This window comes from Tabrizicola fusiformis (genome assembly GCF_013328815.1).
In the GTDB taxonomy this organism is placed as follows: Bacteria; Pseudomonadota; Alphaproteobacteria; order Rhodobacterales; family Rhodobacteraceae; genus Fuscibacter.
On the sequence record NZ_JABUHN010000006.1, the window covers coordinates 91,616 to 116,386 of the forward strand.

Sequence of the window (24,771 nt, forward strand, 5' to 3'; positions counted from 1 at the left end):
AGGTCGCAATCCGCCCGCCGCCGCGCCGATCAGGGCATGGCCCCTTTTCGCGCCCGCCCGGGCAAGCTAGAACCGCGGCCACAGATCCCCTGATCCGAGGTTGCCCATGATCGCCCGCCGCGCCCTGCTTGTCGCCCTTGCCGCTTTGCCGCTTGCCGCCTGTGGCGGCGGGCGCCGAGAAACCTCCCGCGGGCAGATGGCACCGGGCAATACGCCGGAAATGCAGCGGCTGGTGGCAAAATGGGCGCGCTTCCATGACATTCCCGAAAGCCTGCTGCACCGGGTGATCCAGCGCGAAAGCGGCTATAATCCCGCCGCCCGCAACGGGCCCTATTACGGGCTGATGCAGATCCTGCCGCAGACCGCCCGCACCATGGGCTATCGCGGCCCCGACGAAGGGCTGCTCGATGCCGAGACCAACCTGCATTATGCTGGCAAATACCTGCGCGGCGCCTGGCTTGTCTCGCGCGGCAATCAGGACCGCGCGGTGATGTGGTATGCCAAAGGCTATTACTATGAAGCCAAGCGCATGGGTCTGCTGAGGGAAACCGGCCTTCGGGCCTGAGACCAAATTTCTTCGAAGAAATTTGCAAAATCCTTCGAAGGATTTTGGCCCTTAATACCAGGCGTCGGCCATCCCCTCTTTGCGCAGGGCCACGAAATCGGCCAGCCCCTCGCGGACCCCTTCGTCCAGCTTGGGCGCCTCATATTCCGCGAGCCGCTTTTTCCACAGCCGGTTGGCGCGGGTCGCGGCATCCTCGCTGCCCGCCGCCTCCCACTTCTCGAACGGCTCGTTGTCGGACAACTCGCTGTCCCAGAAGGCGGTTTCGTAATTGGCCATGGTATGGGCGCAGCCGAAGAAATGGTTGCCCGGCCCCACTTCGGCAAAGGCATCCACCGCCAACTGGTTGTCGTCGATCTTCACCCCGTCCAGATAGCTGTGCAGCGCACCGCAGAGGTCGGCGTCCAGCATGAATTTCTCGTAAGACATGCTCAGAAGCCCGTCGAGGAACCCCGCCGAATGCAGGATGAAATTGGCGCCGCAATGGATGGCCGAAAGCATCGACATCGTGCCTTCCATCATCGCCTGCGCATCGGGCAGTTTCGAGGTGGTGAAGTTGCCCGCGCAGCGCAAAGGCAGGTTCAGCCGCCGGGCAAGCTGGCCGATCACCATGCTGCCAATCGCCGGCTCCGGCGTGCCGAAGGTCGGGCTGCCCGAGCGCAAGCTCATCGAGGACAGGAAATTGCCGAAGATCACCGGGGCGCCGGGCCGCTCCAACTGGGTCAGCGCGCAGCCCGCCATGGTTTCGGCCAGCGCCTGCGCGATGGCCCCGGCATTGGTCACCGGCCCCATCGCCCCGCCCAGAATGAAGGGCACGATCACCGCCGCCTGATTGGCCCGCGCATAGGCGCGCAGCGATTTCGTCATCGTGCCGTCCCAGACCAGCGGCGAGTTCACGTTGACATTGCCCAGAATGACGCAGTTCTGGTCCACGAAATCCGCCCCGAACAGGATGCGGCACATCTCGATACTGTCTTCGCTGCGCTCTTCGGCGGTGACCGAGCCCATGAAGGGCCGGTCGCTGAGTTCGATATGCGCCATCACCATATCCAGATGGCGCTTGTTCACCGCCACATCCGTCGGCTCGCAGATGGTGCCGCCGGAGTGGTGGAAATTCGGGCTGGACTGGGCCAGTTTGATGAAGTTGCGGAAATCCTCGATCGTGCCAAAGCGGCGGCCCTTGTCGAGATCCATCACGAAGGGGCTGCCGTAGGCGGGGGCAAAAACCACGTTCTTGCCGCCGATCCGCACCGAATTGGCCGGGTTGCGGGCGTGCTGGGTGAACTCGGCTGGCGCGCTGCGCAGGATATCGCGCAGAAGGCCTGGCTCGAATTTCACCAAAAGCCCGTCAACCTTGGCCCCGGCAGCACGCCACAGCTCTAGCGCCTGCGGATCGTCGCGGAACTCGATCCCGGTTTCGGCAAGGATGCGGTCTGCCGCCGCCTCGATCCGGCGCAGGTTCTCTTCGCCCAGAATGTCATAGGTCGGAATACCGCGCGTGATATAGGGGCGGCCAACGCCCGCCCCCTTTTGGCTACGTTCGGCCTGCCGGGCCTGCCGCCCGCTGCGCTTCGGCTCGCTCATCGCTGGCTCCTCCCAACTCTCGACACCTCTGTCAAGTTTGCCCGACCGGCGCGGGCTTTCTGACAGAAATGCGACAGAGAGAATGTCGCAAGCGAACCATGATGCGCGAAAGGCAGGGGTCGGGGGGCGCATTGCCCCCCGGGCGGGGCGGTCAGGTCACCACATCGGGGGCATTGCGCCCGGTGAAGCCTTCAATGACGGCAATCTCATGCGCTGCGCGGATGATCGGGGCCAACGCCGCCTGCGGGTCTTCGCCCAAACCCTTTGGCCCCGGCGCATAACGCTCAAGGTAAAGCCGCAGCGTGGCGCCTTCGGTTCCCGTGCCCGACAGCCGCATCACAAAGCGCGAGCCGCCCTGAAACAGCACCCGCACCCCCTGTTTGAGGCTGACCGAGCCATCGACCGGATCGGTATAGGCGAAATCGTCCGCCGCCTCGACCAGCATCCCCTCAACCGCGGTGCCCGGCAGGCTGGCAAGCTTGCCGCGCAGGGCGGCCATCATGGCATCGGCCTTGTCGGTCGGGATCGCCTCGAAATCGTGGCGGCTGTAATAGTTGCGGCCAAACTGCGCCCAATGCGCCTCGAGAATCTCGCGCACGCTTTGCTTGCGAACGGCAAGGATGTTCAGCCACAGCAGCACCGCCCAAAGCCCGTCCTTTTCGCGGACATGGTCGCTGCCGGTGCCGAAAGACTCCTCGCCGCAAAGCGTGGCCTTGCCCGCATCCAGCAGGTTGCCGAAGAATTTCCAGCCGGTTGGCGTTTCAAAGCTGGCAATCCCCAGCGCAGCCGCCACCCGGTCCGCCGCCGCCGAGGTGGGCATGGACCGCGCCACACCCGCCAGCCCCTTGGCATAGCCGGGCGCGAGATGGGCATTGGCCGCCAGCACCGCCAGACTGTCCGAGGGCGAGACATAGATGCCGCGCCCCACCACCATGTTGCGGTCGCCGTCGCCATCGGACGCCGCGCCGAAATCGGGGGCATCGGCGCCGAACATCTCATCCATCAGCGCCTTGGCCCAGGTCGGGTTCGGATCAGGGTGCATTCCGCCAAAATCCGGCAGCGGCGTGCCGTTCACCACGGTTCCGGGCGCGGCACCCAGCCGGTTTTCAAGGATTTCCCGGGCATAGGGGCCGGTGATGGCGCACATGGAGTCCATCCGCATCCGAAAGCCGCCCGCGAACATGGCGCGGATCGCCGCGAAGTCGAAAAGGCTTTCCATCAGTGCAGCATAATCGCTCACCGGATCGACGACATCGACGATCATACCGCCCAATGTCTTGCGCCCGATGCTGCCCAGATCGACGTCCTGCACCTCAAGAATGCGGTATTCGCTCAGGCTGGCGGTGCGGGCGAACATCGCCTCGGTCACCGCCTCTGGCGCCGGGCCGCCGTTCGGCATGTTGAACTTGATGCCGAAATCCTCATCCGGGCCGCCGGGGTTGTGGCTGGCCGACATGATCAGCCCGCCATCGGTCGCATTCAGGCGGATCAGATGGCTGGCGGCGGGGGTAGAAAGCAGAGCCCCCTGCCCCACGATCACCCGTGCCGCCCCCTGCGCCGCCGCCATCCGCAGGATGACCTGCGCCGCGCGGTCGTTGAAATAGCGCCCGTCGCCGCCCAGCACGAAAGTCTTGCCCTGACAGCCCACCACATCGAACACCGCCTGCACGAAATTCTCAAGGTAATGCCGCCCCATGAAGACCCGCGTCTTTTTGCGCAGGCCAGAGGTGCCCGGCTTTTGCCCGGCGATGGGTTGGGTGGCGATGGTCAGAATGGTCATGGCCGTTTCTCCGGTGATAGGATGGGCGCGGTGGCCTGGAAAAGGTGAACCGATTGCGCCGGAAGGTCGAGCCCCCCGGCAAGCGCGGCGGGAACCGCCCCGGGCTCAAAAATGTCGGGGCGGGTGGTGTCAAGCACATGCCACCAGCGCGCGGCGGTATCGGGCAACGTCACGCGTTGCGCCCCGCCGCCGTTGATCATGAGGAACACCGCATCGGCGGCATCGGGGCCTTCGGCGGCCATCCGCAACTCGACCCCCAGACAGCGGAAGCCCGGGTTGTGCCAATCCTCGGGCGACGGCGCCGCCCCGTCGGCACGGCGCCAGATCACATCGGGCAGCCCATCGGCGGCGCGCGGGCGGGCGTGCAGGAAGCGCGCCTGCCGCAAGACCGGATGCGCCCGCCGCAGCGCCGTCAGCCGGGCGACAAAATCCACCAGCGCGCCATCATGCTGCCAGTTCAGCCGGGTGGTTTCATTGTCCTGCGCATAGGCATTGTTGTTGCCGCCCTGACTGTGGCCGATCTCATCGCCTGAAAGCAGCATCGGCGTGCCCTGCGACAGCATCAGCACCGCCAAGAGGTTGCGCTTGCGCAGATCGCGGGCGGCCCGGATGGAGGGATCCTCGCTCGGCCCTTCCACCCCCATGTTGTCGGCGTGGTTGTCGTCATGGCCGTCGCGGTTGTCCTCGCCATTGGCAAAGTTGCGCTTGACGGTGAAACTGACCAGATCCTCGAGCGTGAACCCGTCATGCGAGGTGATGAAATTCACCGATGAGGTGGCGGGCCGCCGCGAATGATCAAACTTCTCGGCGCTGCCCAGAAGCCGCCGCGCCAGTTCCGGTGCCTGCCCGGAATCGCCGCGCCAGAACCGCCGCACCCCGTCGCGGAAGCGGTCGTTCCATTCGGCAAAGGGGGCCGGATAGGCACCAAGCTGATAGCCGCCCGGTCCGATGTCCCAAGGTTCGGCAATCAGCTTCACCGGCGCCAGCACCGGGTCTTGGCGGATCGCATCAAAGAACCCGCCCTGCGGGTCAAAGCCATGCGCCTCGCGCCCCAGAACCGTGGCAAGGTCAAAGCGGAAGCCGTCGATATGCACCTCTTCAACCCAATAGCGCAGCGAATCCATCACCATCCGCAACACCGCCGGATGGGTCAGGTCCAGCGTGTTGCCGGTGCCCGCATCATTGGCGTAATAGCGCCCGCCATGGATGGTGCGGTAATAGCTGGCATTGTCCAGCCCGCGAAAGCCGAAGGTCGGCCCCCATTCATCGCCCTCGCCGGTGTGGTTGTAGACCACATCCAGAATGACCTCGATCCCGGCGCGGTGCAGCGCCTTGACCGCGCCCTTCAGCTCGGCCAGCGGATCGCGCAGGCCATGGCGCGGCTCGGGCGCGAAAAAGCCGATGGTGTTATAGCCCCAATGGTTGCGCAGCCCCTTGGCCATCAGGAAACGGTCGTCGAAATAGGCTTGTATCGGCAAAAGCTCGATCGCGGTCACGCCAAGGCGGCGCAGATGCCCGGTGATCAGCGGATGACCCAGCGCGCCATAGGTGCCGCGCAGCGCGGGCGGCAGGCCGGGGTGGCACATGGTCAGGGCGCGCACATGCGCCTCATAGATCACGGTATCGCCCCATGGGGTCAGCGGCGGGCGGTCCCCCTCCCAGTCGAAAGCGGTATCCACCACCAAGGATTTCGGCACCGCAAAGCCGCTGTCGCGGCCATCGAACGACAGATCGCCCCGTGCCGCGCCGATCTTGTAGCCCATCACCGCATCCGACCAGCGCAACCGCCCCGCCAGCCCCCGCGCATAAGGGTCCAACAGCAGCTTGTGCGGGTTGAAGCGGTGGCCGCGCTCCGGCTCATAGGGCCCATGGGCACGAAAGCCGTAGGCCTGCCCCGGGCCGATCCCCGCAACCTCCATATGCCAGATGTCGCCGCTACGATGGGCAAAGGGCAGCCGCGCCAGTTCGCGCCGCCCGTCGGCCGCATAAAGGCACAGCTCTAGCGCGGTGGCATGGGCCGAGAACACGGCGAAATTCACCCCGCCCGGCACCAGACTGGCCCCCATCGGCCAGGCCCGCCCTGCTCCCGCCGCGCTGATCACACCCGCAACCCGGCGTAAAGCGTGGCATAGGCCGCGGCAGAGCTTTCCCAGCCGACCGGCTGGCGCATCGCCGCCGCCTGCACCGCCGCCCAATCGGGCGAGGCATGAAGCGCCAGAAGCCGCCGCAGCGCCTGACCAAAGGCCAGACCGTCCACCGGATGGAACACCACCCCCGTCGCCGCCCCCGCTGCCAGCGCGGCGGGCGAGGCGTTGATGACGGTATCGCCCAAGCCCCCCACCGCCGAAACCACGGGCAAGGTGCCGAAACGCAGCCCATACATCTGCGTCAGCCCGCAAGGCTCGAACCGGCTGGGCACCAGAACGGCATCGCCGCCCGCGAACATCCGACGACTGAGCGCCTCATCATAACCGATCCGCACCGCGACCCGGCCGGGGAACTGCGCCTCAAGCCCGCGCATCGCCGCCTCCAGCGCCGGATCGCCCGAGCCCAGCACCAGCAACCCGCCGCCACCCTCGATGAAACCGGGCATCGCCCCCGGCAACAGGTCGATCCCCTTCTGGTCGGTCAACCGGCTGACCAGAATCGCCAGCGGTCCCGGCACCTCAAGCCCGAATTCGGCACAAAGGGCGGCCCGGTTGGCCGCCTTGCCCGCCATATCCGCCGCACCATAGGGCACCGCCGCCGCCCCGGGCGCCCAGATGCCGGTGTCCACCCCGTTCAGGATGCCGGATACCACCCCGGCCCGCGCCGCGATGACGCCCTGCAACCCCATGCCGAACTCGGGCCGCATCAGCTCATCGGCGTAAGAGGGCGAAACCGTGGTTATCCGGTCCGCCGTCACCAGCCCGGCCTTCAGCGTGGAAATCCCGCCGTAATATTCCAGGCCCCCGGGATAAAACTCCGCCCCCGGCAAGCGCAACTCGCCCAGCAGGCTGGCCGGTGCGATGCCCTGAAAGGCGATGTTGTGAATGGTCAGGACAGACCCCACCCCCGCCTTGCCGCCATAAGCCAGATAGGCCGGGGCCAGCCCTGCCTGCCAGTCATGGGCGTGCAGCACATCGGGTTTCCAGCCGGGCAACCCTTCCCGCGCGATCCGCGCCGCCACCCAGGACAGCGCGGCAAAGCGCTGCGGATTGTCCCACCAATCGCCATGCGGGCCGGAATAGGGGCCGCCCTCGCGGTCGTAAAGATGCGGCGCGTCCAGTGCCAGAACGGTGATGCCATCCACCTGCCCCATCCGCACCACGCCCGGCCCGCCCCAAAGCCCCTCTTCGCGCCAGACCTCGGGCCAATCCGCCACCCGCGCCCGCAAGGCCCGGTAGGCGGGCAGCAAGACCCGCATCTCCCAGCCCAAAGGCGCCAGCGCCCCGGGCAAGGCCCCCACAACATCGGCCAGCCCGCCGGTCTTGACCAGTGGCACGCATTCCGAGGCCACCGACAGCACCCGTCCCCGAACTTTCATCACCGGACCCCTCATGCTGGCCCCTTCATCTTGGCCCAAATATCCCGGGGGTCCGGGGGCTGGCCCCCGGTCCGCCGCCGCAACCTGCGCCCGGGTTCAGGACTTCGCTTTCGCCCGCAGGTCCAGCATGGTCTGCGTGATCAGCACAATGCCGGAATCGGTCCGCCGGAACCACTTGGCATCCTCCACCGGATCCTGCCCGACCACCAGCCCCTCGGGAATGACCACGCCGCGGTCGATCACGCAATTCTTCAGCTCCGCCTTGCGGTTGACCACCACTTGCGGCAGGGCCACGACATATTCAAGGCTGGAAAAGCTGTGGGTGCGGCAGCCAGTGAAGAGAAGGCTGTTGGACACCGCCGAACCCGAGACGATGCAATCGCCCGAGACCAGCGACGACACCGCCATGCCGCGCCGTCCGTCTTCGTCATGGATGAACTTGGCCGGCGGCACGATCTCGGCATAGGTCCAGATCGGCCAGCTCTGGTCATAGATATCCAGCTTGGGCACGAAATCGGTCAGGTCGATATTGGCCTGCCAGAAGGCGTCGATCGTGCCCACATCGCGCCAATAGGGTTCTTCCTCAAGCCCGCTCGTCACGCAGCTATCGGCAAACTTATGGGCCACCGCCTTGCCGTTCTTGACGATCTGCGGGATGATGTCATTGCCGAAATCATGGCTGGAATTGGGGTCTTCGGCATCGCGGATCAGAAGATCGCGCAAGAGATCCCAGTTGAAGACGTAAATCCCCATCGAGGCCAGCGCATTGTCCGGGTCGCCCGGGATCGAGGGCGGGTCTTTCGGCTTTTCCAGAAACTGGGTGATCCGCATCGCGGCATCGACATGCATCACGCCAAAGGCCGTGGCCTCCATCCGTGGCACCGTCAGACAGCCGATGGTCACATCGGCGCCGGTTTCCACATGCTGCTGCAGCATGATTTCGTAGTCCATCTTGTAGACATGGTCGCCCGCCAGAACGACGACATATTTGATGCCATAGCTGTCCACGATGTCGATGTTCTGCGTCACCGCATCGGCGGTGCCCAGATACCACTTGTTTTCATCCACCCGCTGGCTGGCCGGCAGGATGTCCAGATATTCGTTCCGCTCGGCCCGGAAGAAGCCCCAGCCGCGCTGCATGTGGCGGATCAGGCTGTGGGCCTTGTATTGCGTGGCAATCGCCATCTTGCGGATGCCCGAGTTCAGCGCATTGGACAGGGCAAAGTCGATGATCCGGGTCTTGCCGCCGAAATAGACCGCGGGTTTCGCCCGCAGGTCGGTCAGTTCCTTGAGACGGCTGCCCCGCCCCCCGGCAAGAACGAAAGCCATCGCCTGTGACGAGAGCCTCTGGTTCGGTCTGGCTTTCATGTTGCCCCCTCCTCGGACGACATCGGCCCTGCGGCCTGTTGAAGATAGACTGCCGACAAGGGCGGCAGCGTGACAAGTGCGGAATATCTCTGGCCCTGCCAGGGCGTGGCCTCGGCGGTGACCCCGCCCAGATTCCCCCGGTTCCCCCCGCCATAGACCGCCGCATCGGTGTTGAGCACTTCATCCCACTGCCCCGGCGCGGGCAGGCCGATCCGCTGGCGCCGCTCGATGGGCGTCATGTTCAGCGCGATGGCCACCGTCGGGTCGCTGACGCGGCCTTTGCGCAGCCAGGCATAGGTTGACCCCTCGGCGTCATTCGATTCCAGCCATTGGAACCCTTCGGGCCGGGTGTCGTTGACGTGCAGCGCGGGCGTGGCGCGGTAGACCCGGTTCAGATCGCGCACCAGCGCCTGCATCCCGGCATGAAGCGGATGGTCCAACTGATGCCAGTCAAGGCTTTGATTGTGGTTCCATTCCGCGCCCTGGGCGAACTCCTGCCCCATGAACAGAAGCTTCTTGCCCGGATGCCCCCACATGAAGCCGTAATAGGCCCGCAGATTTGCGAACTTCTGTTCACCATCGCCCGGCATCTTGCCCAGCATCGAGCCTTTGCCATGCACAACCTCGTCATGGCTGATCGGCAGGATGTAGTTTTCCGACCACGCGTAGTGCAGGCCGAAGGTCATCTGGTGGTGATGGTGGCGGCGGTAGACCGGATCTTTCTGCATGTAACTCAGGGTGTCATTCATCCACCCCATGTTCCATTTGAAGCCGAACCCCAGCCCCCCCCAGTTGGCCGGCCGCGACACGCCGGGAAAGGCGGTGCTTTCCTCAGCCACGGTCATGATGCCCGGGCAGGCGCCATAGGCCGCGATATTGGTTTCGCGCAGCACGGCGATGGCTTCGTAATTCTCGCGCCCGCCGTCCTTGTTGGGCACCCATTGCCCTTCGCTGCGGGAATAATCGCGGTAAAGCATCGAGGCGACCGCATCCACCCGCAACCCGTCAAGGTGGTATTCCTGCAACCAATACAGACCGTTAGAGGTGAGGTAATTCTTCACCTCGGTCCGGCCATAGTTGTAGATCAGCGTGTTCCAGTCCTGATGGAACCCCTCGCGCGGGTCAGCATGTTCGTAAAGCGGGGTGCCGTCGAACTGGCCAAGGCCATGGGCATCGGTCGGGAAATGCCCCGGCACCCAATCGAGCAGCACGCCCAGCCCATGGCGGTGTGCGGCATCGACAAAGGCGCGGAATTCCTGCGGCGTGCCATGGCGGATGGTGGGGGCGAACAGGCCCACCGGCTGATAGCCCCAGCTTCCGTCGAACGGATATTCGGATATCGGCATCAGCTCGATATGGGTAAAGCCCATGTCGGCGGCATAAATGACCAGTTGTTCGGCCAATTCGAGATAGGACAGCATCCGGTTGCCCGGCGCCCGCCGCCACGAGCCCAGATGCACCTCATAGACCGAAATCGGCGCCTCGATGTTCTGGCGGGTCTGGCGGGTCGCCATCCAGTCGCCGTCCTGCCAATGGCTCTCGCGGATGTCGCGCACCACGCTGGCATTGGCAGGCGGATGTTCCGAGCCGAACCCCACCGGATCGGCCTTGAGCGGCAGAACCGCGCCATGCGGGCCGCGGATTTCGTATTTATAGGCCGCGCCCTCGCCCAGACCGGGGATGAAGGTTTCCCAGACGCCGGTTGCGCCCCGCCGCCGCATCGGGTGGCGCCGCCCGTCCCAGATGTTGAAATCCCCCACGACCGAGACGCGGCCCGCATTCGGCGCCCAGACGGCGAAATGCGTGCCCTCCACGCCCTCATGCGTGATCGGATGGGCACCCAGCACCTTCCACAACTGATGGTGGGTGCCCTCGCCCAACAGATATTCGTCCATCTCGCCCAGCACGGGACCAAAGCGGAACGGGTCTTCCCATGCCCAGTCGGCACCGCCGCCCGTGGCCCGCAGGCGATACTCGGTCTTCTTGCCCGGCACGCTCTGGAACAGCCCCGGATACCCCGGAACCGCCGTTGTCTCCACCGGCTTGCCCTTCTTGCCGGTCAAAAGCCAGACCGTCTCGGCGCCCGGGGCAAAGACCGTCACCTGCCAGCCTGCCGCCCCCTTGTGCGGCCCCAGAACCGCGAAAGGATCGCCGTGGCGGCCTTCGACAATGGCTTCGGCGGTGGCTTGGTCGATGGTGACGGTCATGTTGCCCTCACAAGGCTGATCACAAGGCTGATGGAATATCCCAGATCTCCGCCATATAGCTGCGGATCGTGCGGTCGGACGAGAAGAAGCCGGAACGGGCGGTGTTCAGCGCCGCCATCTTCACCCAGATATCACGGTCGGCATAGGCGGCATCCACCCGGCCCTGCGCCGCATGATAGGTGTCGAAATCCGAGGCGACGAGGAAATAATCATGGTGCCATACCCGATGCACCAGCCCGTGATAACGGTCTTTCTGCCCCGGCGAGAACAGGCCCTCGGCAATCATCTGCAACACGTCCTGCAAGGGCTGGCTCGCCTCGATCGCCTTGCGGCTGTGGTCGGGGTCTTGCCGCCGCGCCATCGCCTCTTCGGTGGTCATGCCGAAGAGGAAGAAGTTCTCGGCCCCCACCTCTTGCAGAATTTCGACATTGGCGCCGTCCAGCGTGCCGATGGTCGGCGCGCCGTTCATCATGAACTTCATGTTGCCGGTGCCCGACGCCTCTTTGCCCGCCGTGCTGATCTGCTCGGACAGGTCCGAAGCCGGGATCAGCCGTTCGGCCATCGAGACGTTGTAATTCGCCGGATAGACCACTTTCAGCAAATCGCCCGTGACCGGATCGGCGTTGATAGTGGCCGCCACATCATTGATCAGATGGATGATTTCCTTGGCCACGGCATAGCCCGGCGCCGATTTGCCACCAAAGATCTTGACCCGCGGCACCCAGTTGCCCGTGGGATTTTCACGGATGGCGTGCCAATGGGCGATGGTTTCCAGAATGTTCAGAAGCTGACGCTTGTATTCATGGATGCGCTTGACCTGCACGTCAAACAGCGCGTCCGGGTTCACCGTCACGCCGCATTCCGCCTTGATCCAGCCCGCCAGCGCCACCTTGTTCGCCCGCTTGGCGGCGTCGAAGTGTTCGCGGAAGCCCTTGTCGCCGACATGCGCCTCAAGCCCTTTCAGCCGGTCGAGGTCATCCTCCCAACCGCTCCCGATGGTGTCGGTGATCAGCCCCGCCAGCGGACGGTTCGCCATCTTGAGCCAGCGGCGCGGCGTGACGCCATTGGTCTGGTTCACGATGCGACCCGGGTGCAGGCGGTGCAGTTCGGGGAAAAGGTTCTGCTTGACCAGATCGGAATGCAGCGCCGAGACGCCGTTGACCTTATGCGCCATGACAAAGGCCAGCTCGCCCATCCGCACTTCGTGGTGCTTGACCACGCCGATGTAATGCGGCGGGTTGTAGGTGCGGCGGTGCCAACTGTCGATCCGCTCGACGATCTGCATATGGCGCGGCAGGACCGTGCCAAAGGTGAAGGTCGCCCAGCGTTCCAGCGCCTCGGGCAGAAGGGTGTGGTTGGTATAGCCAAGGCAGGCGCGGGCGGTGTCCAGCGCATCGTCAAAGCCCATGCCGTTTTCATCGGTCAGAAGCCGGATCAGCTCCGGCCCGGCGATGGCCGGATGGGTGTCGTTCATCTGGATGGCGACATGTTTCGGCAGGTCGCGCAGGTCTGTATGCGCCTTTTTGAACCGCCGCAGGATGTCTTGCAGCGCGGCGGAGGTCAGGAAAAACTCCTGCTTCAGCCGCAGTTCCTTGCCCTGATAGGTGGTGTCGTCGGGATAGAGAACGCGGGAAAGCGTGCGCGCCAGCGCCTCGGGCTCTGCCGCCGCCGCATAGTCGCCGCGGTTGAAGCGTTCGAGGTCGAACATGGTCGTGGGCTGCGCCTCCCACAGGCGCAGGGTATTGGCCCATTTGCCTTGCCAGCCGACAACCGGGGTGTCATGGGCGCTGGCGATCACGGTTTCGCCCGGCTGCCAGACCTCACGCCCGTCGCGGGTGATGACCTCGCCCTTGAAGGGAATGGTATAGGCGCTTTCGGGGCGAGCAAATTCCCACGGATGGGCCTGCTTCAGCCAATCCTCGGGCGTTTCCACCTGCTGGCCGCCCTGAAACCGCTGACGGAACAGGCCATGTTCATAGCGGATGCCATAGCCATAGGCCGGGCAACCCACCGTCGCCATGCTTTCCATGAAACAGGCGGCCAAACGGCCCAGCCCGCCATTGCCAAGGGCGGCGTCCGGCTCATCCTCGATGATGGCGCGGAAATCCTGGCCTTCGGCCTGCATCACCGCTTCGGCGGCATCGCGCAGGCCCAGATTGACCGTGGCATCCTCAAGAATGCGGCCGATCAGAAATTCCATCGACAGGTAATAGACCCGCTTGCGGTCTTCGGCCCATGTCCGGCGGGTCGAGGCGAACCACGGCGCCACGATCCGGTCGCGGATCGCATAGGAGAGGGCCATGCGCCAGTCATAGCGGCTGGCGTTGGGCGTATCCTTGCCCAAGGTGAAGGTCAGGTGGCGCAGCACATCGGCGCGCAGGACATCCGTCGAAAGCAAGGGCATGGTCACGTTTCTTGTCCGTTCTCTTTGGGCATCGCGCCCAGCCTAGACCCGGGGCAGGAACCGTCAAGGCGCAGGGCCCAAGGTTCCGTCGTCGGAGATCGGCTGCCCACTGTTACCGCAAACATTGTAAAAAATCACGCAAAATCCGCACAGATTTTCAGCAGCTTGCCGATCCAAAGCGGTTGCAGATGCAACGGAGCCAAACCCTCAATTCTCAATCGTTTTCGGTCGCGGCGGCGGGGAACGCTCCCCTGCGGGAATAGTTGCGTGCGCTATGGCGTTTCTGATCTGAATCAATTCGCTCCGCCCGCACCTCCCCTAGGGTCAATCAGCGATTCCCCCTGCCGGAGGCCCCGATGCGGCTGACCACACGCACCAACCTTGCCATGCGCACCCTGATGTTCTGCGCCGTGAACCCCGACCGGATCGTGCGCAAGCACGAGGTGGCCGAAAGCTGCGGCGCCTCGGAAAACCATCTGGCACAGGTGATTCACCTTCTGGCCCGCAAGGGCTATCTGAAAACCCAGCGCGGCCGCGCGGGCGGGCTGATGCTGGGCCGCCCGGCCGGCTCGATCCGGGTGGGCGAGGTGTTCCGCACCTTTGAAAGCGTGCTGCCCTTTACCGAATGCACCGAAGAGACCGCCGCCACCTGTCCGCTGGTCGGGGCCTGTCGGCTGAAATGCGTGCTGGCCGAGGCGCTGGAGGCATTCTATGCCCGGCTGGACGCGGTCACCCTGACCGATCTCGTGCAAGGCAATGACGAATTGCAGGGTCTTTTGAAGGTGGCGTGAGGTTGGGTCGGGGTTAACCCCGACCTACGCAGGCAATGACGAATTGCAGGGGTTGCTGAAGCTGGCATGAGGGTAGGTCGGGGTTAACCCCGACCTGCGAGGGTTCAGCCGCAGCAATCCTTGCCTGCAATCCCGGTCAGGATCGGACAATCGGGCCGCGCGTCGCCCGCGCAGGCCCGCACCAGCGCGCCCAGCGTTGCCTCCATCCCGCGCAGTTCCGCGATCTTTTCGGCAATCCGCGCCAGATGGCTTTCGGCCAGCGCCTTGACATCGCTGCTGGCCCGCGCACGGTCCTCATAAAGCGCCAGAAGCGCGCGGCAATCCTCGATGGAAAAGCCAAGCCCGCGGGCGCGGGCCAGAAAGGCCAGCTTATGCAAATCGCTCTCGCGGAAACTGCGATAGCCGTTGGCGGCGCGCAGCGGGCGGATCAGGCCGATCTCTTCGTAGTAGCGGATGGTCTTGGCGGGCAGACCGGCGCGGGCGGCAACCTCTTTGATGTTCATGCCCGCCTCCACCGCCGCAGCCGCAGCGCATTCGACAACACGAAGACCGAAGACAGCGCCATCGCCCCCGCCCCCAGCATCGGCGACAGTTGCGGCCCGCCAAACGGCACCAGCACCCCCGCCGCCACCGGGATCAGGAGCGCGTTATAGCCGAAGGCCCAGAACAGGTTCTGCCGGATGTTGCGCATCACCGCCCGGGCAAGGCCGATGGCATCGGCCACCCCCATCGGATCGCCGCGCATCAGCACCACATCCCCCGCCTCGATCGCCACATCGGTTCCGGTGCCCATGGCGATGCCGACATCGGCCACGGCCAGCGCAGGCGCGTCATTGATGCCATCGCCGACAAAGGCGGTGCCGGGCCCAAGGGCGCGGATCGCTTCGGCCTTGCCCTCGGGCAGGATGCCGGCGCGAATGTCGGTGATGCCAAGTCCCTGCGCCACGGCGCGGGCGGTGGCCTCGGCATCGCCGGTGATCATGGTGGCCTGCACCCCCATCCGGCGCAGCGCCTCCAGCGTCGGGGCAGAGGTGGCGCGCGGCTGATCGGCCACGGCGATCAGACCCGTCACCGCCCCCTCCTGCCCCACGAACAGCACGCCCTGCCCCCGGGACTGCGCCGCCGCCGCCATTTCGGCCAGCGCCGGCGGCACTTCGGCAAAGAGCCGGGCCGAACCGACCGCCACCGCAACTCCGTTCAGCCGCGCCGTGGCGCCCTTGCCCGGCACCGCCTGAAACCCTTCGGCGACGGGCGGATGCAGGCCGCGCGCCGCGGCTTCGGCCAGAACCGCCCCGGCAAGGGGATGTTCGCTGAACGCCTCGACCGCCGCGGCCACCTCGATCACCTGCGGCAGGTCGGGCAGGACCGCAACCACGCGCGGCTTGCCCTCGGTCAGGGTGCCGGTCTTGTCAAAGGCGACGCGGGCGACGGTTTCCAGCCGTTGCAGCGCCTCGCCCTTGCGGAAGAGAACGCCCAGTTCCGCCGCCCGCCCGGTGCCGACAAGGATCGAAACCGGCGTGGCCAGACCCATGGCGCAGGGACAGGCGATGATCAGCACCGAAACCCCCGCCACAAGCGCCTCGGCCAGACCGGGGCCAAGCGCCAGCCAGACCGCCACCGTCACCGCCGCCAGCGCCATCACCACCGGCACGAACCACAAGGTCACCCGGTCCACCAGCGCCTGCACCGGCAGCTTGCCACCCTGCGCCTCGGCCACCAGCGCGATGATCCGCGACAGCACCGTCGCGGCCCCGACCGCCGTGACCTGCATCACCAGCGCGCCCGCGCCGTTCACCGTGCCGCCGGTCACCGTCGCACCGGGCGCCTTTTCCACCGGCAAAGGCTCTCCGGTCAGCATGGATTCGTCCACCGCCGAGCGGCCTTCGGTCACCGTGCCGTCAACCGGCAGACGCTCGCCCGGGCGGATCTGCACCAGATCGCCGGGCAGAAGGCTGGCCACCGGCACCTCTTGCGGGCTGCCGTCCACCAGTTTCAGCGCCACCCGCGGCTGCAAGCCGACAAGGCGCGAGATTGCCGCCCCCGCCCGCCCCCGCGCCCGCGCCTCAAGACTGCGGCCCAAGAGGATCAGCACAACGATCACCGCCGCCGCCTCGAAATAGACCGCGCGGGCGGCTTCGGGGAAGAGCTGCGGCGCCAGCACGACCAGCGTGGAATAGGCCCAGGCCGCCAGCGTGCCCACCGCGACAAGACTGTTCATATCGGGCGAAAGCCGTGCCAGCGCGGGCAGACCTTTCAGGAAGAACCCCCGCCCTGGCAGCGCCAGAACCAGCGTGGCCAGCCCCATCTCGATCTGCCAGAGCAGAGGCAGGCCCACCGTCATATGCAGCCAGTGGTGGAACGCCGGGAACAGGTGCCCGCCCATCTCGGCCACGAAGACCGGCAGGGTCAGCACGGCGGCCAACAGGGTTTGCCGCCAGAGATGCCGCTCGCCCGCCTGCGGATCGCGTGGGGGGGCATCGGCCAGCGGATGCGCCTCGTATCCTGCGCGGGTCACGGCGGCGGCAAGCGCCTCGGGGTCGGCCTCGTCCCAGAGCGTCACCTGCGCCTGACGGGTGGCCAGATTGGCCACCGCCGATGCAACACCCGGCTGCGCCCGCAGCACCCGTTCAACCCGGCCGGTGCAGGCGGCGCAGGTCATCCCCTCGACCGCCAGCGTCACGCTGGATTGCCGGGCCGGGTAACCGGCCTTGGCCAGGGCCCCGGCCAGCGCATCGGGCGTGGCGGGGGCGTCAAAGCGCAGATCGGCGGTTTCGGTGCCAAGGTTGACGCTGGCCGCGGTCACGCCGGGCTGGGCCAGCAGCACCCGCTCGGCCCGGGCAACGCAAGAAGCGCAGGTCATGCCATCAAGGTGAAAGCGCAGGGCGGTTGTCATGGGAAAGCTCCTTCGCCCTGACATATGGGGTTTCCCGTGATGGGAAGGTCAAGGGGCTTGCCGGAAAAACCCGCTGCGTCAAAATCGCCTTGCAAGAGGTCGCCCTTGGGGCTTGACCTTCCCCCGCGGGAAGGCCCCATCTTGCGGCCAGCAAAGGAGAACTCCCATGACCCTGCTTTCCGTTCCCGACATGAACTGCGGCCATTGCAAAGCCTCGGTCGAGGCGGCACTGGCCGCCCTGCCCGCCGCCGCCCCGGTTGCGGTGGACCTGACCCTGCGTCAGGTCACGGTCGGCGGCGACACCGCCCCCGAGGCTTTGGTGAAGGCATTGGCGGAAATCGGCTTTCCGGCGTCGGTTGTCACCGCAGCGTGATATTCCCCGGCTTGCGGAGATTCGGGACTGCCACTAGATAGCCGGGATTCCTCCCCGGAAGCGTCCCGAAAGGGCCGCGAAGCGGGCGCAGGATGAACAACAGGCAGAACGCCAGCGCATCGAACCGGAGCAGTCAGATGTCGATCTCTTCGCCCGCCCAGCAGGGCGGCAGCAGCACCCCGGCCCCCCAGCAGGGCCAAAGCCAGCAGGCCGGTGGCACGACCCAGCAGCAGGGCAGCACCACACGCCAGCCGATCATCCGCGACTGGGCCTCGATCTGAGGCAACCCGCGCGGAACCGGACTTGACCAATGCAGGGCCAGCCGCAAGGCTGGTCTTTGTCTTTTCCGCCCCTGCCCTGCATCCGGTGCGCCATGCCCTCGCCCGTCTCGACCATCCCCAACCTCGGCCCCGCCACGGAAGAGCAATTCGCCCGGGCCGGGATCACCAGTGCCGAAGAGCTGCGGGCGATGGGCGCGGATGAAGCCTATCGCCGCTGGCTTCTGGCCGGCTTGCCGGCGCATTTCATCGGCTATTACGCGCTGGTGATGGGGTTGCAGGGCCGCCCGTGGAACGATTGCCGGGGCGAGGAAAAAGACCGGCTGCGCCTGCGCTTTGACGCGATCAAGGCGGAAAGCCGGGCCAGCGCGGCAGGCATCAGCCACGAGATCGAGGCGGCGCTGGAGACCCTGGGCGTCGTGCGGGCCGACAAGATCCGCGACAGACCGTAGGATGGGCAATCTGCCCATCCTGCAATCGGTTCACTCAGGATGGGCAATATTGCCCATCCTACCGGCGCAGCACCATCCGGTCGCGGGCGATCTCGATGCGGAAACGGCCAAGGTAATCCATCCCCAGAAGCGAGCCGTCCATCTCGGCCTCGTTCACCCAGACGGCAAGGCTGTCATCGCGGAACGGGCCAAGCTGCACATCGTTCAGCCGCACCCGCGCCGTGCGCACCATGCCATTGGCCGTCATCGCCTGCCCGGTATAGGTCAGCCCCGCCGGGTCGATCCCCAGACGCCGGGCATCCTCGGGCGACAGCACGACATTGGTGGCGCCGGTATCGGCCAGAAACATCACCGCCTGGCCGCCGATCTCCAGTTGCAGGTAATAATGCCCGTCGGCGGCGCGCGGAATTTCGACCGTGCCGGTCTCGGTCACCATCTGGCGCGGAATGATGTCGTGGCGGATGTCCTGCCACAGACCATAGCCCGCCGCGACCCCCAGAAAGATCATCCCCCAAGCCAGCGCCACCCGCAGCGCCTGTCCGATCCGGGTGCGGTATTCCACCATCACCCAGCCGCCCACCGCGATCAGCAGCAGCACCAGATAGGTTGCCCGTCCGAGTTGTTCCGCGTCCAAAGGGCCATCCTTGTCCTGTCCCTGTCAGAGATAGGGCGCGCGGACCTGTGGCGCAACAGGCCCGCGCGGCGGCGCGGTTGCAGCGGCAGACCCTCCGGGGGGAGTATTTCGAAAGGTGCAAAGCGGCGGGTTCAGATCAGCCAGGTGCCGCGCACGCCGTCGATCACGAATTGCACCGAGAGGGCGGCGAGCAGCATCCCCAGAAGCCGGGTGATCACGATGGTTCCGGTGCGGCCCAGAAGCCGCTCGATCGGCGGCGAGGCGAGCAGGAAGGCCCAGGTCACCGCCATCATGGCGAGCATCAGGCCGATCACCGTCACCGTGCCCAGCCAGCCCGGCCCCGCCTGCCCGACCAGAAGGATCATCGAGGCGATGGCCCCCGGCCCCGCGATCAGCGGCGTGGCCAGCGGAAAGACCGAAGGGTCATGGTCCGGCTCGGCCTGCTGGCCTTCGCGGCGCTGGGTGCGGCGTTCGAAGAGCATATCGAGCGCCGTCAGGAACAACAGGATGCCGCCCGCGATGCGGAAGGCGGGCATCGAAATGCCGACAAAGCCAAGGATGGATTCGCCGGCAATGGCAAAGACCGCCAGCAGGAAAGCCGCGATCGCGCAGGCGCGGCGGGCCATCGCGCGGCGGCGGTCGGGGGCCATGCCGCGGGTCAGGGCAATGAACAGCGGCACCAGCCCCGGCGGGTCGATCACCACGAAAAGCGTGGCGAAGGCGGTGATGAGGAAGGCGCTTTCCATCGCGGCAGGCTAGCCCGCAGCCCAGCCCCGCGACAAGGTATTTCAGACGATGCGGGGTCCGAGGTTGGCCGGATCAGCCCCCGGCACCGACCAGAATTCGGCGGCAAAGGGCGGCAAGGCGGCCAGCGCACGGTCAAGGTCTTCGCGCAGCACCGCCTTGTGCAGGGCAAGGGCGGTGGCTGCCACGCAATGGGCGGGCGCAATATTGTGGTGGCGGCGCAGGGCCTGCGCCTCTGCCGTCCAGTCGGCGCGGCTGCCGGGGGCTTTGGGTGGCAGGGTGATATCCCAGTCGGCCACGAAGATCGCCCGCAGCACGGCCGGCAGAACCTGCGCAAAGGCAATGGCCTCGGCGGGTGTCAGCCGGGCGCGGAACGCCCGCAGCACGCCTTCCACGGCGGTAAAGGTGCTGTGGTCGGTCGAAAGCCCCATCGCGTCCTGCGCATCGGCCAGAAACGCCTGCCATTCCTGCGTGGCCTGACGATAGGTCCAGGGCATCGGCATGGCAGACCCTTTCTAGGCGGTGGCGCTTTCCAGCTTTTCCTGCGCGGTGAGCCAGAGCGCCTCGGCACGGTCCAGCCCCTCCATCACCTCGGCATATTTGCGGTTCCAGACCTCAAGCTCGCCCTTGCGGGCGTCTTCATACAGCGCCGGATCGGCCAGCTTGGTGGCCAGCTTGTCGCGCATCTCGTTCAGCTTGCCCAGACGCTCTTCGCATTTGCGCACCTCGGCGCGCATGGCCAACACCTCATCCCGGCTGGCCTGTTTGCGCGGCTTTTCCGCCTTGGCGGGCTTGGCCGGTTCATCGCCCGCCAGCAGCATGGCGCGATAGGCGTCAAGGTCTTCGGTATAGGGCACCACCGCCCCGCCCTTGACCAGCCAGAGCCGGTCGGCCACCAGCGACAGAAGGTGCATGTCATGGCTGACCAGCACCACGGCGCCGGAATATTCCGTCAGCGCCTCGACCAGTGCCTCGCGGCTTTCGATGTCGAGGTGGTTGGTCGGCTCGTCCAGGATCAGGAGATGCGGCGCGTCAAGCGTGGCGAGCAAGAGCGACAGCCGCGCCTTCTGCCCGCCCGAAAGCCGCCCCACCACCGTTTCCGCCTGATCCGCCATCAGACCGAACCCCGCCAGACGGGCGCGCAGCTTTGGCTGCCCCTCGCCCGGACGCTGGCGCATCACATGCTGCAAGGGGGTTTCGTCGATGTGCAGCTCATCCACCTGATGCTGCGCGAAATAGCCGATGCGCAGCTTGGAGGACCGGGTGATGCGGCCCTCGGATGCCTCTAGCTTGCCGGCGAGCAGCTTGGAGAGCGTCGATTTCCCCTCGCCATTGCGGCCCAATAGGGCGATCCGGTCGTCCTGATCAATCCGCAGCGAGAGCTTGCGCAGGATCGGCGGGCCGCCATAGCCCACCGCCGCCCCGTCCATGTTGATGATCGGCGGCGACAGCTCTTCGGGCGCGGGGAAGGTGAAGACCACCTTCTTGGCCTCTTCCGGCGCGGTGATCGGCGTCAGCTTCTCCAGCATCTTCACGCGGCTTTGCGCCTGCACCGCCTTCGATGCCTTGGCCTTGAAACGGTCCACGAAACTCTGCAAATGCGCGCGCCGCGCCTCGACCTTCTTGGCCTCGGCCTGCAAGACGGCACGCCGCTCGGCCATCTGGCGGGCGAACTGGTCGTAGGGGCCGCTCCAATAGGTCAGCTTCTTCTGGTCCAGATGCAGAATACCGGTCACGGCGCGGTTCAGCAGGCCGCGGTCATGGCTGATGATGATGACGGTATGGGGATATTTCGCCAGATAACTTTCCAGCCAGAGCGCGCCCTCAAGGTCAAGATAGTTGGTCGGCTCGTCCAGCAAGAGATAATCCGGCTGCGCGAACAGCACCCCGGCCAGCGCCACCCGCATCCGCCAGCCGCCCGAGAAATCGGAACAGGGCCGCAGTTGCGCCTCGGCATCGAACCCCAGACCGCGCAGGATGGCGCTGGCCCGGCCCTCGGCGCTCCAGGCGTCGATATCGGCCAGCCGCGCCTGAATTTCGGCAATCCGGTGCGGATCATGGGCGGTCTCCGCCTCGGCCATCAGGGCCGCCCGCTCGGTATCGGCGGCCAGCACCGTGTCGAGCAGCGAGGTCGAGGACGACGGCACCTCCTGCGCCACCCCGCCGATTCGCGCCCGCGCGGGCAGGCTGATCTCGCCGCTTTCCAGCGCCAGCTCGCCCTTGATCAGGCGGAAGAGCGTGGTCTTGCCCGCGCCGTTGCGCCCGACAAGGCCCACCTTGTGGCCGGCGGGAATGGTGGCAGAGGCTGCCTCGAACAGGGGGCGGCCTTCGACGGAATAGGTGATCTCGGATATCTTCAGCATCCCCGCCGCTTGCCTTACCCGCCCCGGCGCGTCAACGGCTGCAATGCCGCCCGGCCTTCATCTTGGCAAAAATATCCCGGGGAGGGCGCCCCCCGGCGCCCGGGGCAGCGCCCCTCTTCCTTTTGTCATATCCCCATGCTAGCAGCGCGGCCATCCGAACGGGCCAAAGCGGCCCCCCTTTCATGGAGAGCCTCATGGCCACCGAACGCACCCTCTCGATCATCAAGCCCGATGCCACCAAGCGCAACCTGACCGGCAAGATCGTCGCCAAATTCGAAGACGCGGGCCTGCGCGTCGTCGCCTCCAAGCGCATCCACCTGTCGCCCGCCACCGCCGGCGCCTTCTATGCCGAACATGCCGGTCGCGGTTTTTATGACGAGCTGGTGGCCTATATGGCATCCGAGCCGGTTGTGGTGCAGGTTCTGGAAGGCGAAGGCGCCATCCTGAAGAACCGCGAAGTCATGGGTGCGACCGATCCGGCCCAGGCCGCCGAAGGCACCATCCGCAAGGAATTCGCACTGTCCAAGGGCGAAAACTCGGTCCACGGTTCGGATTCGGAAGCCTCGGCTGCGCGCGAAATCGCCTTCTTCTTCTCGGGCCTCGAACTGGTCGGCTGAGGTCGGGCGCAAATTTCTTCGAAGAAATTTGCAAATTCGTTCGAACGAATTTGGGCGGCGGGGAAACCCGCCGCCTTTCTACTGGGGCTTGCGTTCGGTCTTCATCTGCCAGCGCCCGCTTTCCTCGGACCAGTATTGCGCGGCCATGCCAAGGCCGGTCAGCCGGGTCCAAAGGCCGCGCGCCGCCTGAACCGCGTCCTCGTCATTGCCGTCGAACAGCACCCAGAGCCGCTCCATCGCCTCTTCGCCGGGCAAGGGTTCCGCCCCGTCGATCAGCGCGACGCCCTGCGCGCCGTTGCGCGCCGGTCCGGCGCCCAGCAGCACCGGCTGCGCCGCATCCTGTGGCCCGCCTTCCAGCCCATGCGGCAGGAACCCCTCTTCCGGCTCCAGCCAGAGCCTTGCGTCCAGCCGTTCAAGGCGGGCGCGGTCGGGGCTGCGGATCATCACCCGCCAGCCCTGCCCCAAGGCGCGGGGCAGGATCGTGGCCAGCGTCTCTTCGGCGGAAGAGCGGATCAGGTGATAGAAAACCGCGGTGCCCAAGGGTCAGGCCCCGGCGCCCGGGGCGGGCCGGGCATGGATATTTGGGCCAAGATGAAACGGCTTGTCCCTCATTTCACTTCATAACGGTCGCGGATCAGCCGGTTCAGCGCCAGCACGCCCCAGCCCGTCGCGCCCTTGGGCGCCAGCGTGCTGTCGGCTTTCAAAAGCGCCGTGCCCGCGATGTCGAGGTGGCACCAAGGCGTGCCCTCCTGGATGAAGCGTTTGAGGAATTGCGCGGCGGTGATCGCCCCGCCATCGCGCCCGCCCACATTCATCATATCAGCGATGCGGGATTTCAGCTTGGCATCATAGGCTTCGCCCATCGGCATCCGCCAGGCGCCTTCGCCTTCGGCCTTGGCCGCGGCAAGGAAGGCATCGCAGAAGGCATCATCGTTCGAGAAGACGCCGGTATGTTCATGCCCCAGCGCGATGATGATGGCGCCGGTCAACGTCGCAAGGTCGATCACGCCGGCGGGTTTGAAGCGTTCCTGCGCATACCACAGCACATCGGCCAGCACGAGGCGGCCTTCGGCATCGGTGTTGATCACCTCGATCGTGTCGCCCTTCATTGAGCGCACGACATCGCCGGGCCGCTGGGCACGTCCATCAGGCATGTTTTCCACCAGACCGACCAGACCTACGACATTGGCCGGTGCCTTGCGCAGGGCCAGGGTGCGCATCACGCCCGCCACCACGGCGGCGCCGCCCATGTCCATCGTCATCTCTTCCATGCCGCCGGCGGGCTTGATGGAAATGCCGCCGGTATCGAACACCACGCCCTTGCCGACAAGGGCCAGCGGCGCCGCGTCCCCGCCGCCGTTCCAGCGCATGACCACCACCTTAGAGGGGCTTTCCGACCCCTGCCCCACGCCCAGAAGCGCACCCATGCCAAGGCGGGTCAGCTGCTCTTCCTCAAGGATTTCCACCTCAAGGCCCAGTTCCTGCATCGCGGCAAGGCGTGCGGCGAAATCATCGGTGGTCAGGATATTGGCCGGTTCGTTCACCAGATCGCGGGTGAAGAACACACCTTCCACTAGCGCCGCCAGCGGCCCCGCCTTGGCCGCCACCTCTTCCGGTGCGGTGACGGCGAAGGTGACCGGGCCGGTCGCCTTGGCCTCGCCGGTCTTGTGCGGGGTGAAATCATAGGCGCGCATCGCCAGACCAAAGGACACATCCGCCGCGCGGGCATGGCCTTCGGCCAGAACCAGCGTGGGCTTGTCGTTCAGTCCCCGGGCCAGCGTCGAGCCGGCCTTGCGCGCCTCGGCCAGGGTGGCGCGGCGCGGCAGTTTGACCAGATGCAGCGCCTCGGCCTGCAATCCGCCGGGGAAAGTCAGCTCCAGCCCCTCGCCCGCCTTCATCCGCGCCCATGCGTCAGAGGCCAGCGCGCGCTTGACGCCGCCGCGCGTCAGCCGGTCAAGGCGGCGGGCGGCGGGGGTTGCGGGCGCTTCGCCCGCCGCCAGAAGGGCGATGCGGCCCGGTGCCGCGGCGATATCGTCAAGCGAGACAGGCTGGAACTGCAGGGCAACGGGATGGGTCATGGCGGCTTTCTGGCGGCTTCTGGTTCGGGAATGCGCGACACGCGCGGGGTTCTGCCCAAGGCTAGCGAAGCCCCCCGCCGAAGGCCAGATATGAGTTTTCCTTGCCGGGCTTTTCCG

Annotated in this window: 21 protein-coding genes; 6 read left to right on the forward strand and 15 right to left on the reverse strand. The window is 66.1% G+C overall.

All coding sequences use genetic code 11. The annotated features are described in order from the left end of the window. The first annotated feature begins 106 nt into the window (after window positions 1-106). Window positions 107-565 (forward strand): lytic transglycosylase domain-containing protein, encoded by a 459-nt coding sequence (locus HS053_RS11010; RefSeq protein ID WP_174211296.1) that lies wholly within the window; start codon window positions 107-109, stop codon window positions 563-565. A 51-nt stretch (window positions 566-616) separates the two neighbouring features. Here HS053_RS11010 and HS053_RS11015 read toward each other — a convergent pair whose 3' ends face one another. The 7 genes from HS053_RS11015 to HS053_RS11045 all read right to left on the reverse strand — a co-directional run bounded on the left by HS053_RS11015 (window position 617) and on the right by HS053_RS11045 (window position 13,431). After that, a complete protein-coding gene (locus tag HS053_RS11015) occupies window positions 617-2,146 on the reverse strand; it encodes a trimethylamine methyltransferase family protein (RefSeq protein WP_174211297.1) in 1,530 nt (509 codons plus the stop codon). Between the two features lie 151 nt (window positions 2,147-2,297). Continuing rightward, window positions 2,298-3,926, reverse strand: coding sequence for an alpha-D-glucose phosphate-specific phosphoglucomutase (locus HS053_RS11020; RefSeq protein ID WP_174211298.1), 1,629 nt, complete (start codon window positions 3,924-3,926; stop codon window positions 2,298-2,300). Beyond that, entirely contained in the window at window positions 3,923-6,028 is a 2,106-nt protein-coding gene (gene glgX / locus HS053_RS11025; protein WP_347233317.1) for a glycogen debranching protein GlgX, read from the reverse strand. The genes HS053_RS11020 and glgX overlap by 4 nt, the downstream gene beginning before the upstream one ends. Continuing rightward, on the reverse strand, window positions 6,025-7,452 hold the full coding sequence (glgA, locus tag HS053_RS11030; protein ID WP_241699823.1) for a glycogen synthase GlgA: 1,428 nt from the start codon (window positions 7,450-7,452) through the stop codon (window positions 6,025-6,027). The genes glgX and glgA overlap by 4 nt, the downstream gene beginning before the upstream one ends. A 96-nt stretch (window positions 7,453-7,548) precedes the next feature. Continuing rightward, the gene (gene glgC, locus HS053_RS11035) at window positions 7,549-8,820 is read right to left on the reverse strand and encodes a glucose-1-phosphate adenylyltransferase (RefSeq protein WP_174211300.1); all 1,272 of its coding nucleotides are present in this window, start codon (window positions 8,818-8,820) and stop codon (window positions 7,549-7,551) included. Continuing rightward, on the reverse strand, window positions 8,817-11,027 hold the full coding sequence (glgB, locus tag HS053_RS11040) for a 1,4-alpha-glucan branching protein GlgB (RefSeq protein WP_174211301.1): 2,211 nt from the start codon (window positions 11,025-11,027) through the stop codon (window positions 8,817-8,819). Before glgB ends, glgC begins: the two co-directional genes overlap by 4 nt. A 19-nt stretch (window positions 11,028-11,046) precedes the next feature. Continuing rightward, entirely contained in the window at window positions 11,047-13,431 is a 2,385-nt protein-coding gene (locus tag HS053_RS11045; protein ID WP_174211302.1) for a glycogen/starch/alpha-glucan phosphorylase, read from the reverse strand. Window positions 13,432-13,787: 356 nt separating this feature from the next. Here HS053_RS11045 and HS053_RS11050 point away from each other — a divergent pair, with 356 nt between their 5' ends. After that, on the forward strand, window positions 13,788-14,222 hold the full coding sequence (locus HS053_RS11050) for an RrF2 family transcriptional regulator (protein WP_174211303.1): 435 nt from the start codon (window positions 13,788-13,790) through the stop codon (window positions 14,220-14,222). 104 nt (window positions 14,223-14,326) lie between these two features. Here the strand turns inward: HS053_RS11050 and cueR are convergent, their stop codons facing one another. Both cueR and HS053_RS11060 read right to left on the reverse strand, forming a co-directional pair. Beyond that, window positions 14,327-14,725: a Cu(I)-responsive transcriptional regulator gene (gene cueR, locus HS053_RS11055; protein WP_174211304.1), complete on the reverse strand. Its 399-nt coding sequence runs from the start codon at window positions 14,723-14,725 to the stop codon at window positions 14,327-14,329. Beyond that, entirely contained in the window at window positions 14,722-17,115 is a 2,394-nt protein-coding gene (locus HS053_RS11060) for a heavy metal translocating P-type ATPase (protein ID WP_174211305.1), read from the reverse strand. The genes cueR and HS053_RS11060 overlap by 4 nt, the downstream gene beginning before the upstream one ends. A 166-nt stretch (window positions 17,116-17,281) precedes the next feature. Between HS053_RS11060 and HS053_RS11065 the strand changes: the two genes are divergently transcribed. From HS053_RS11065 to HS053_RS11075, 3 genes are all read left to right on the forward strand, one after another. Next, window positions 17,282-17,488 carry a heavy-metal-associated domain-containing protein gene (locus tag HS053_RS11065; protein ID WP_174211306.1) on the forward strand — a complete coding sequence of 69 codons (207 nt, stop codon included), beginning with the start codon at window positions 17,282-17,284 and terminating at the stop codon, window positions 17,486-17,488. Window positions 17,489-17,625: 137 nt separating this feature from the next. Then, the gene (locus tag HS053_RS11070) at window positions 17,626-17,769 is read left to right on the forward strand and encodes a hypothetical protein (protein WP_174211307.1); all 144 of its coding nucleotides are present in this window, start codon (window positions 17,626-17,628) and stop codon (window positions 17,767-17,769) included. Between the two features lie 92 nt (window positions 17,770-17,861). Beyond that, on the forward strand, window positions 17,862-18,218 hold the full coding sequence (locus HS053_RS11075; RefSeq protein WP_174211308.1) for a TfoX/Sxy family protein: 357 nt from the start codon (window positions 17,862-17,864) through the stop codon (window positions 18,216-18,218). 58 nt (window positions 18,219-18,276) lie between these two features. Here the strand turns inward: HS053_RS11075 and HS053_RS11080 are convergent, their stop codons facing one another. From HS053_RS11080 to HS053_RS11095, 4 genes are all read right to left on the reverse strand, one after another. After that, the gene (locus HS053_RS11080) at window positions 18,277-18,852 is read right to left on the reverse strand and encodes a retropepsin-like aspartic protease family protein (protein ID WP_241699824.1); all 576 of its coding nucleotides are present in this window, start codon (window positions 18,850-18,852) and stop codon (window positions 18,277-18,279) included. A gap of 131 nt (window positions 18,853-18,983) precedes the next feature. Then, the gene (locus HS053_RS11085; RefSeq protein ID WP_174211309.1) at window positions 18,984-19,598 is read right to left on the reverse strand and encodes a MarC family protein; all 615 of its coding nucleotides are present in this window, start codon (window positions 19,596-19,598) and stop codon (window positions 18,984-18,986) included. 42 nt (window positions 19,599-19,640) lie between these two features. Further along, window positions 19,641-20,099, reverse strand: a complete 459-nt coding sequence (locus HS053_RS11090) for a DUF2267 domain-containing protein (RefSeq protein WP_174211310.1) — start codon at window positions 20,097-20,099, stop codon at window positions 19,641-19,643. Between the two features lie 12 nt (window positions 20,100-20,111). Beyond that, window positions 20,112-21,959 carry an ABC-F family ATP-binding cassette domain-containing protein gene (locus HS053_RS11095; protein ID WP_174211311.1) on the reverse strand — a complete coding sequence of 616 codons (1,848 nt, stop codon included), beginning with the start codon at window positions 21,957-21,959 and terminating at the stop codon, window positions 20,112-20,114. A 194-nt stretch (window positions 21,960-22,153) separates the two neighbouring features. Between HS053_RS11095 and ndk the strand changes: the two genes are divergently transcribed. After that, window positions 22,154-22,576 (forward strand): nucleoside-diphosphate kinase, encoded by a 423-nt coding sequence (gene ndk / locus HS053_RS11100; RefSeq protein ID WP_174211312.1) that lies wholly within the window; start codon window positions 22,154-22,156, stop codon window positions 22,574-22,576. Window positions 22,577-22,654: 78 nt separating this feature from the next. On the opposite strand, the gene HS053_RS11105 is transcribed toward ndk, so the two are convergent. Both HS053_RS11105 and HS053_RS11110 read right to left on the reverse strand, forming a co-directional pair. After that, a complete protein-coding gene (locus HS053_RS11105) occupies window positions 22,655-23,116 on the reverse strand; it encodes a DNA polymerase III subunit chi (RefSeq protein ID WP_174211313.1) in 462 nt (153 codons plus the stop codon). A 68-nt stretch (window positions 23,117-23,184) separates the two neighbouring features. Further along, window positions 23,185-24,654: a leucyl aminopeptidase gene (locus HS053_RS11110; RefSeq protein WP_174211314.1), complete on the reverse strand. Its 1,470-nt coding sequence runs from the start codon at window positions 24,652-24,654 to the stop codon at window positions 23,185-23,187. Between the last annotated feature and the right edge of the window lie 117 nt (window positions 24,655-24,771).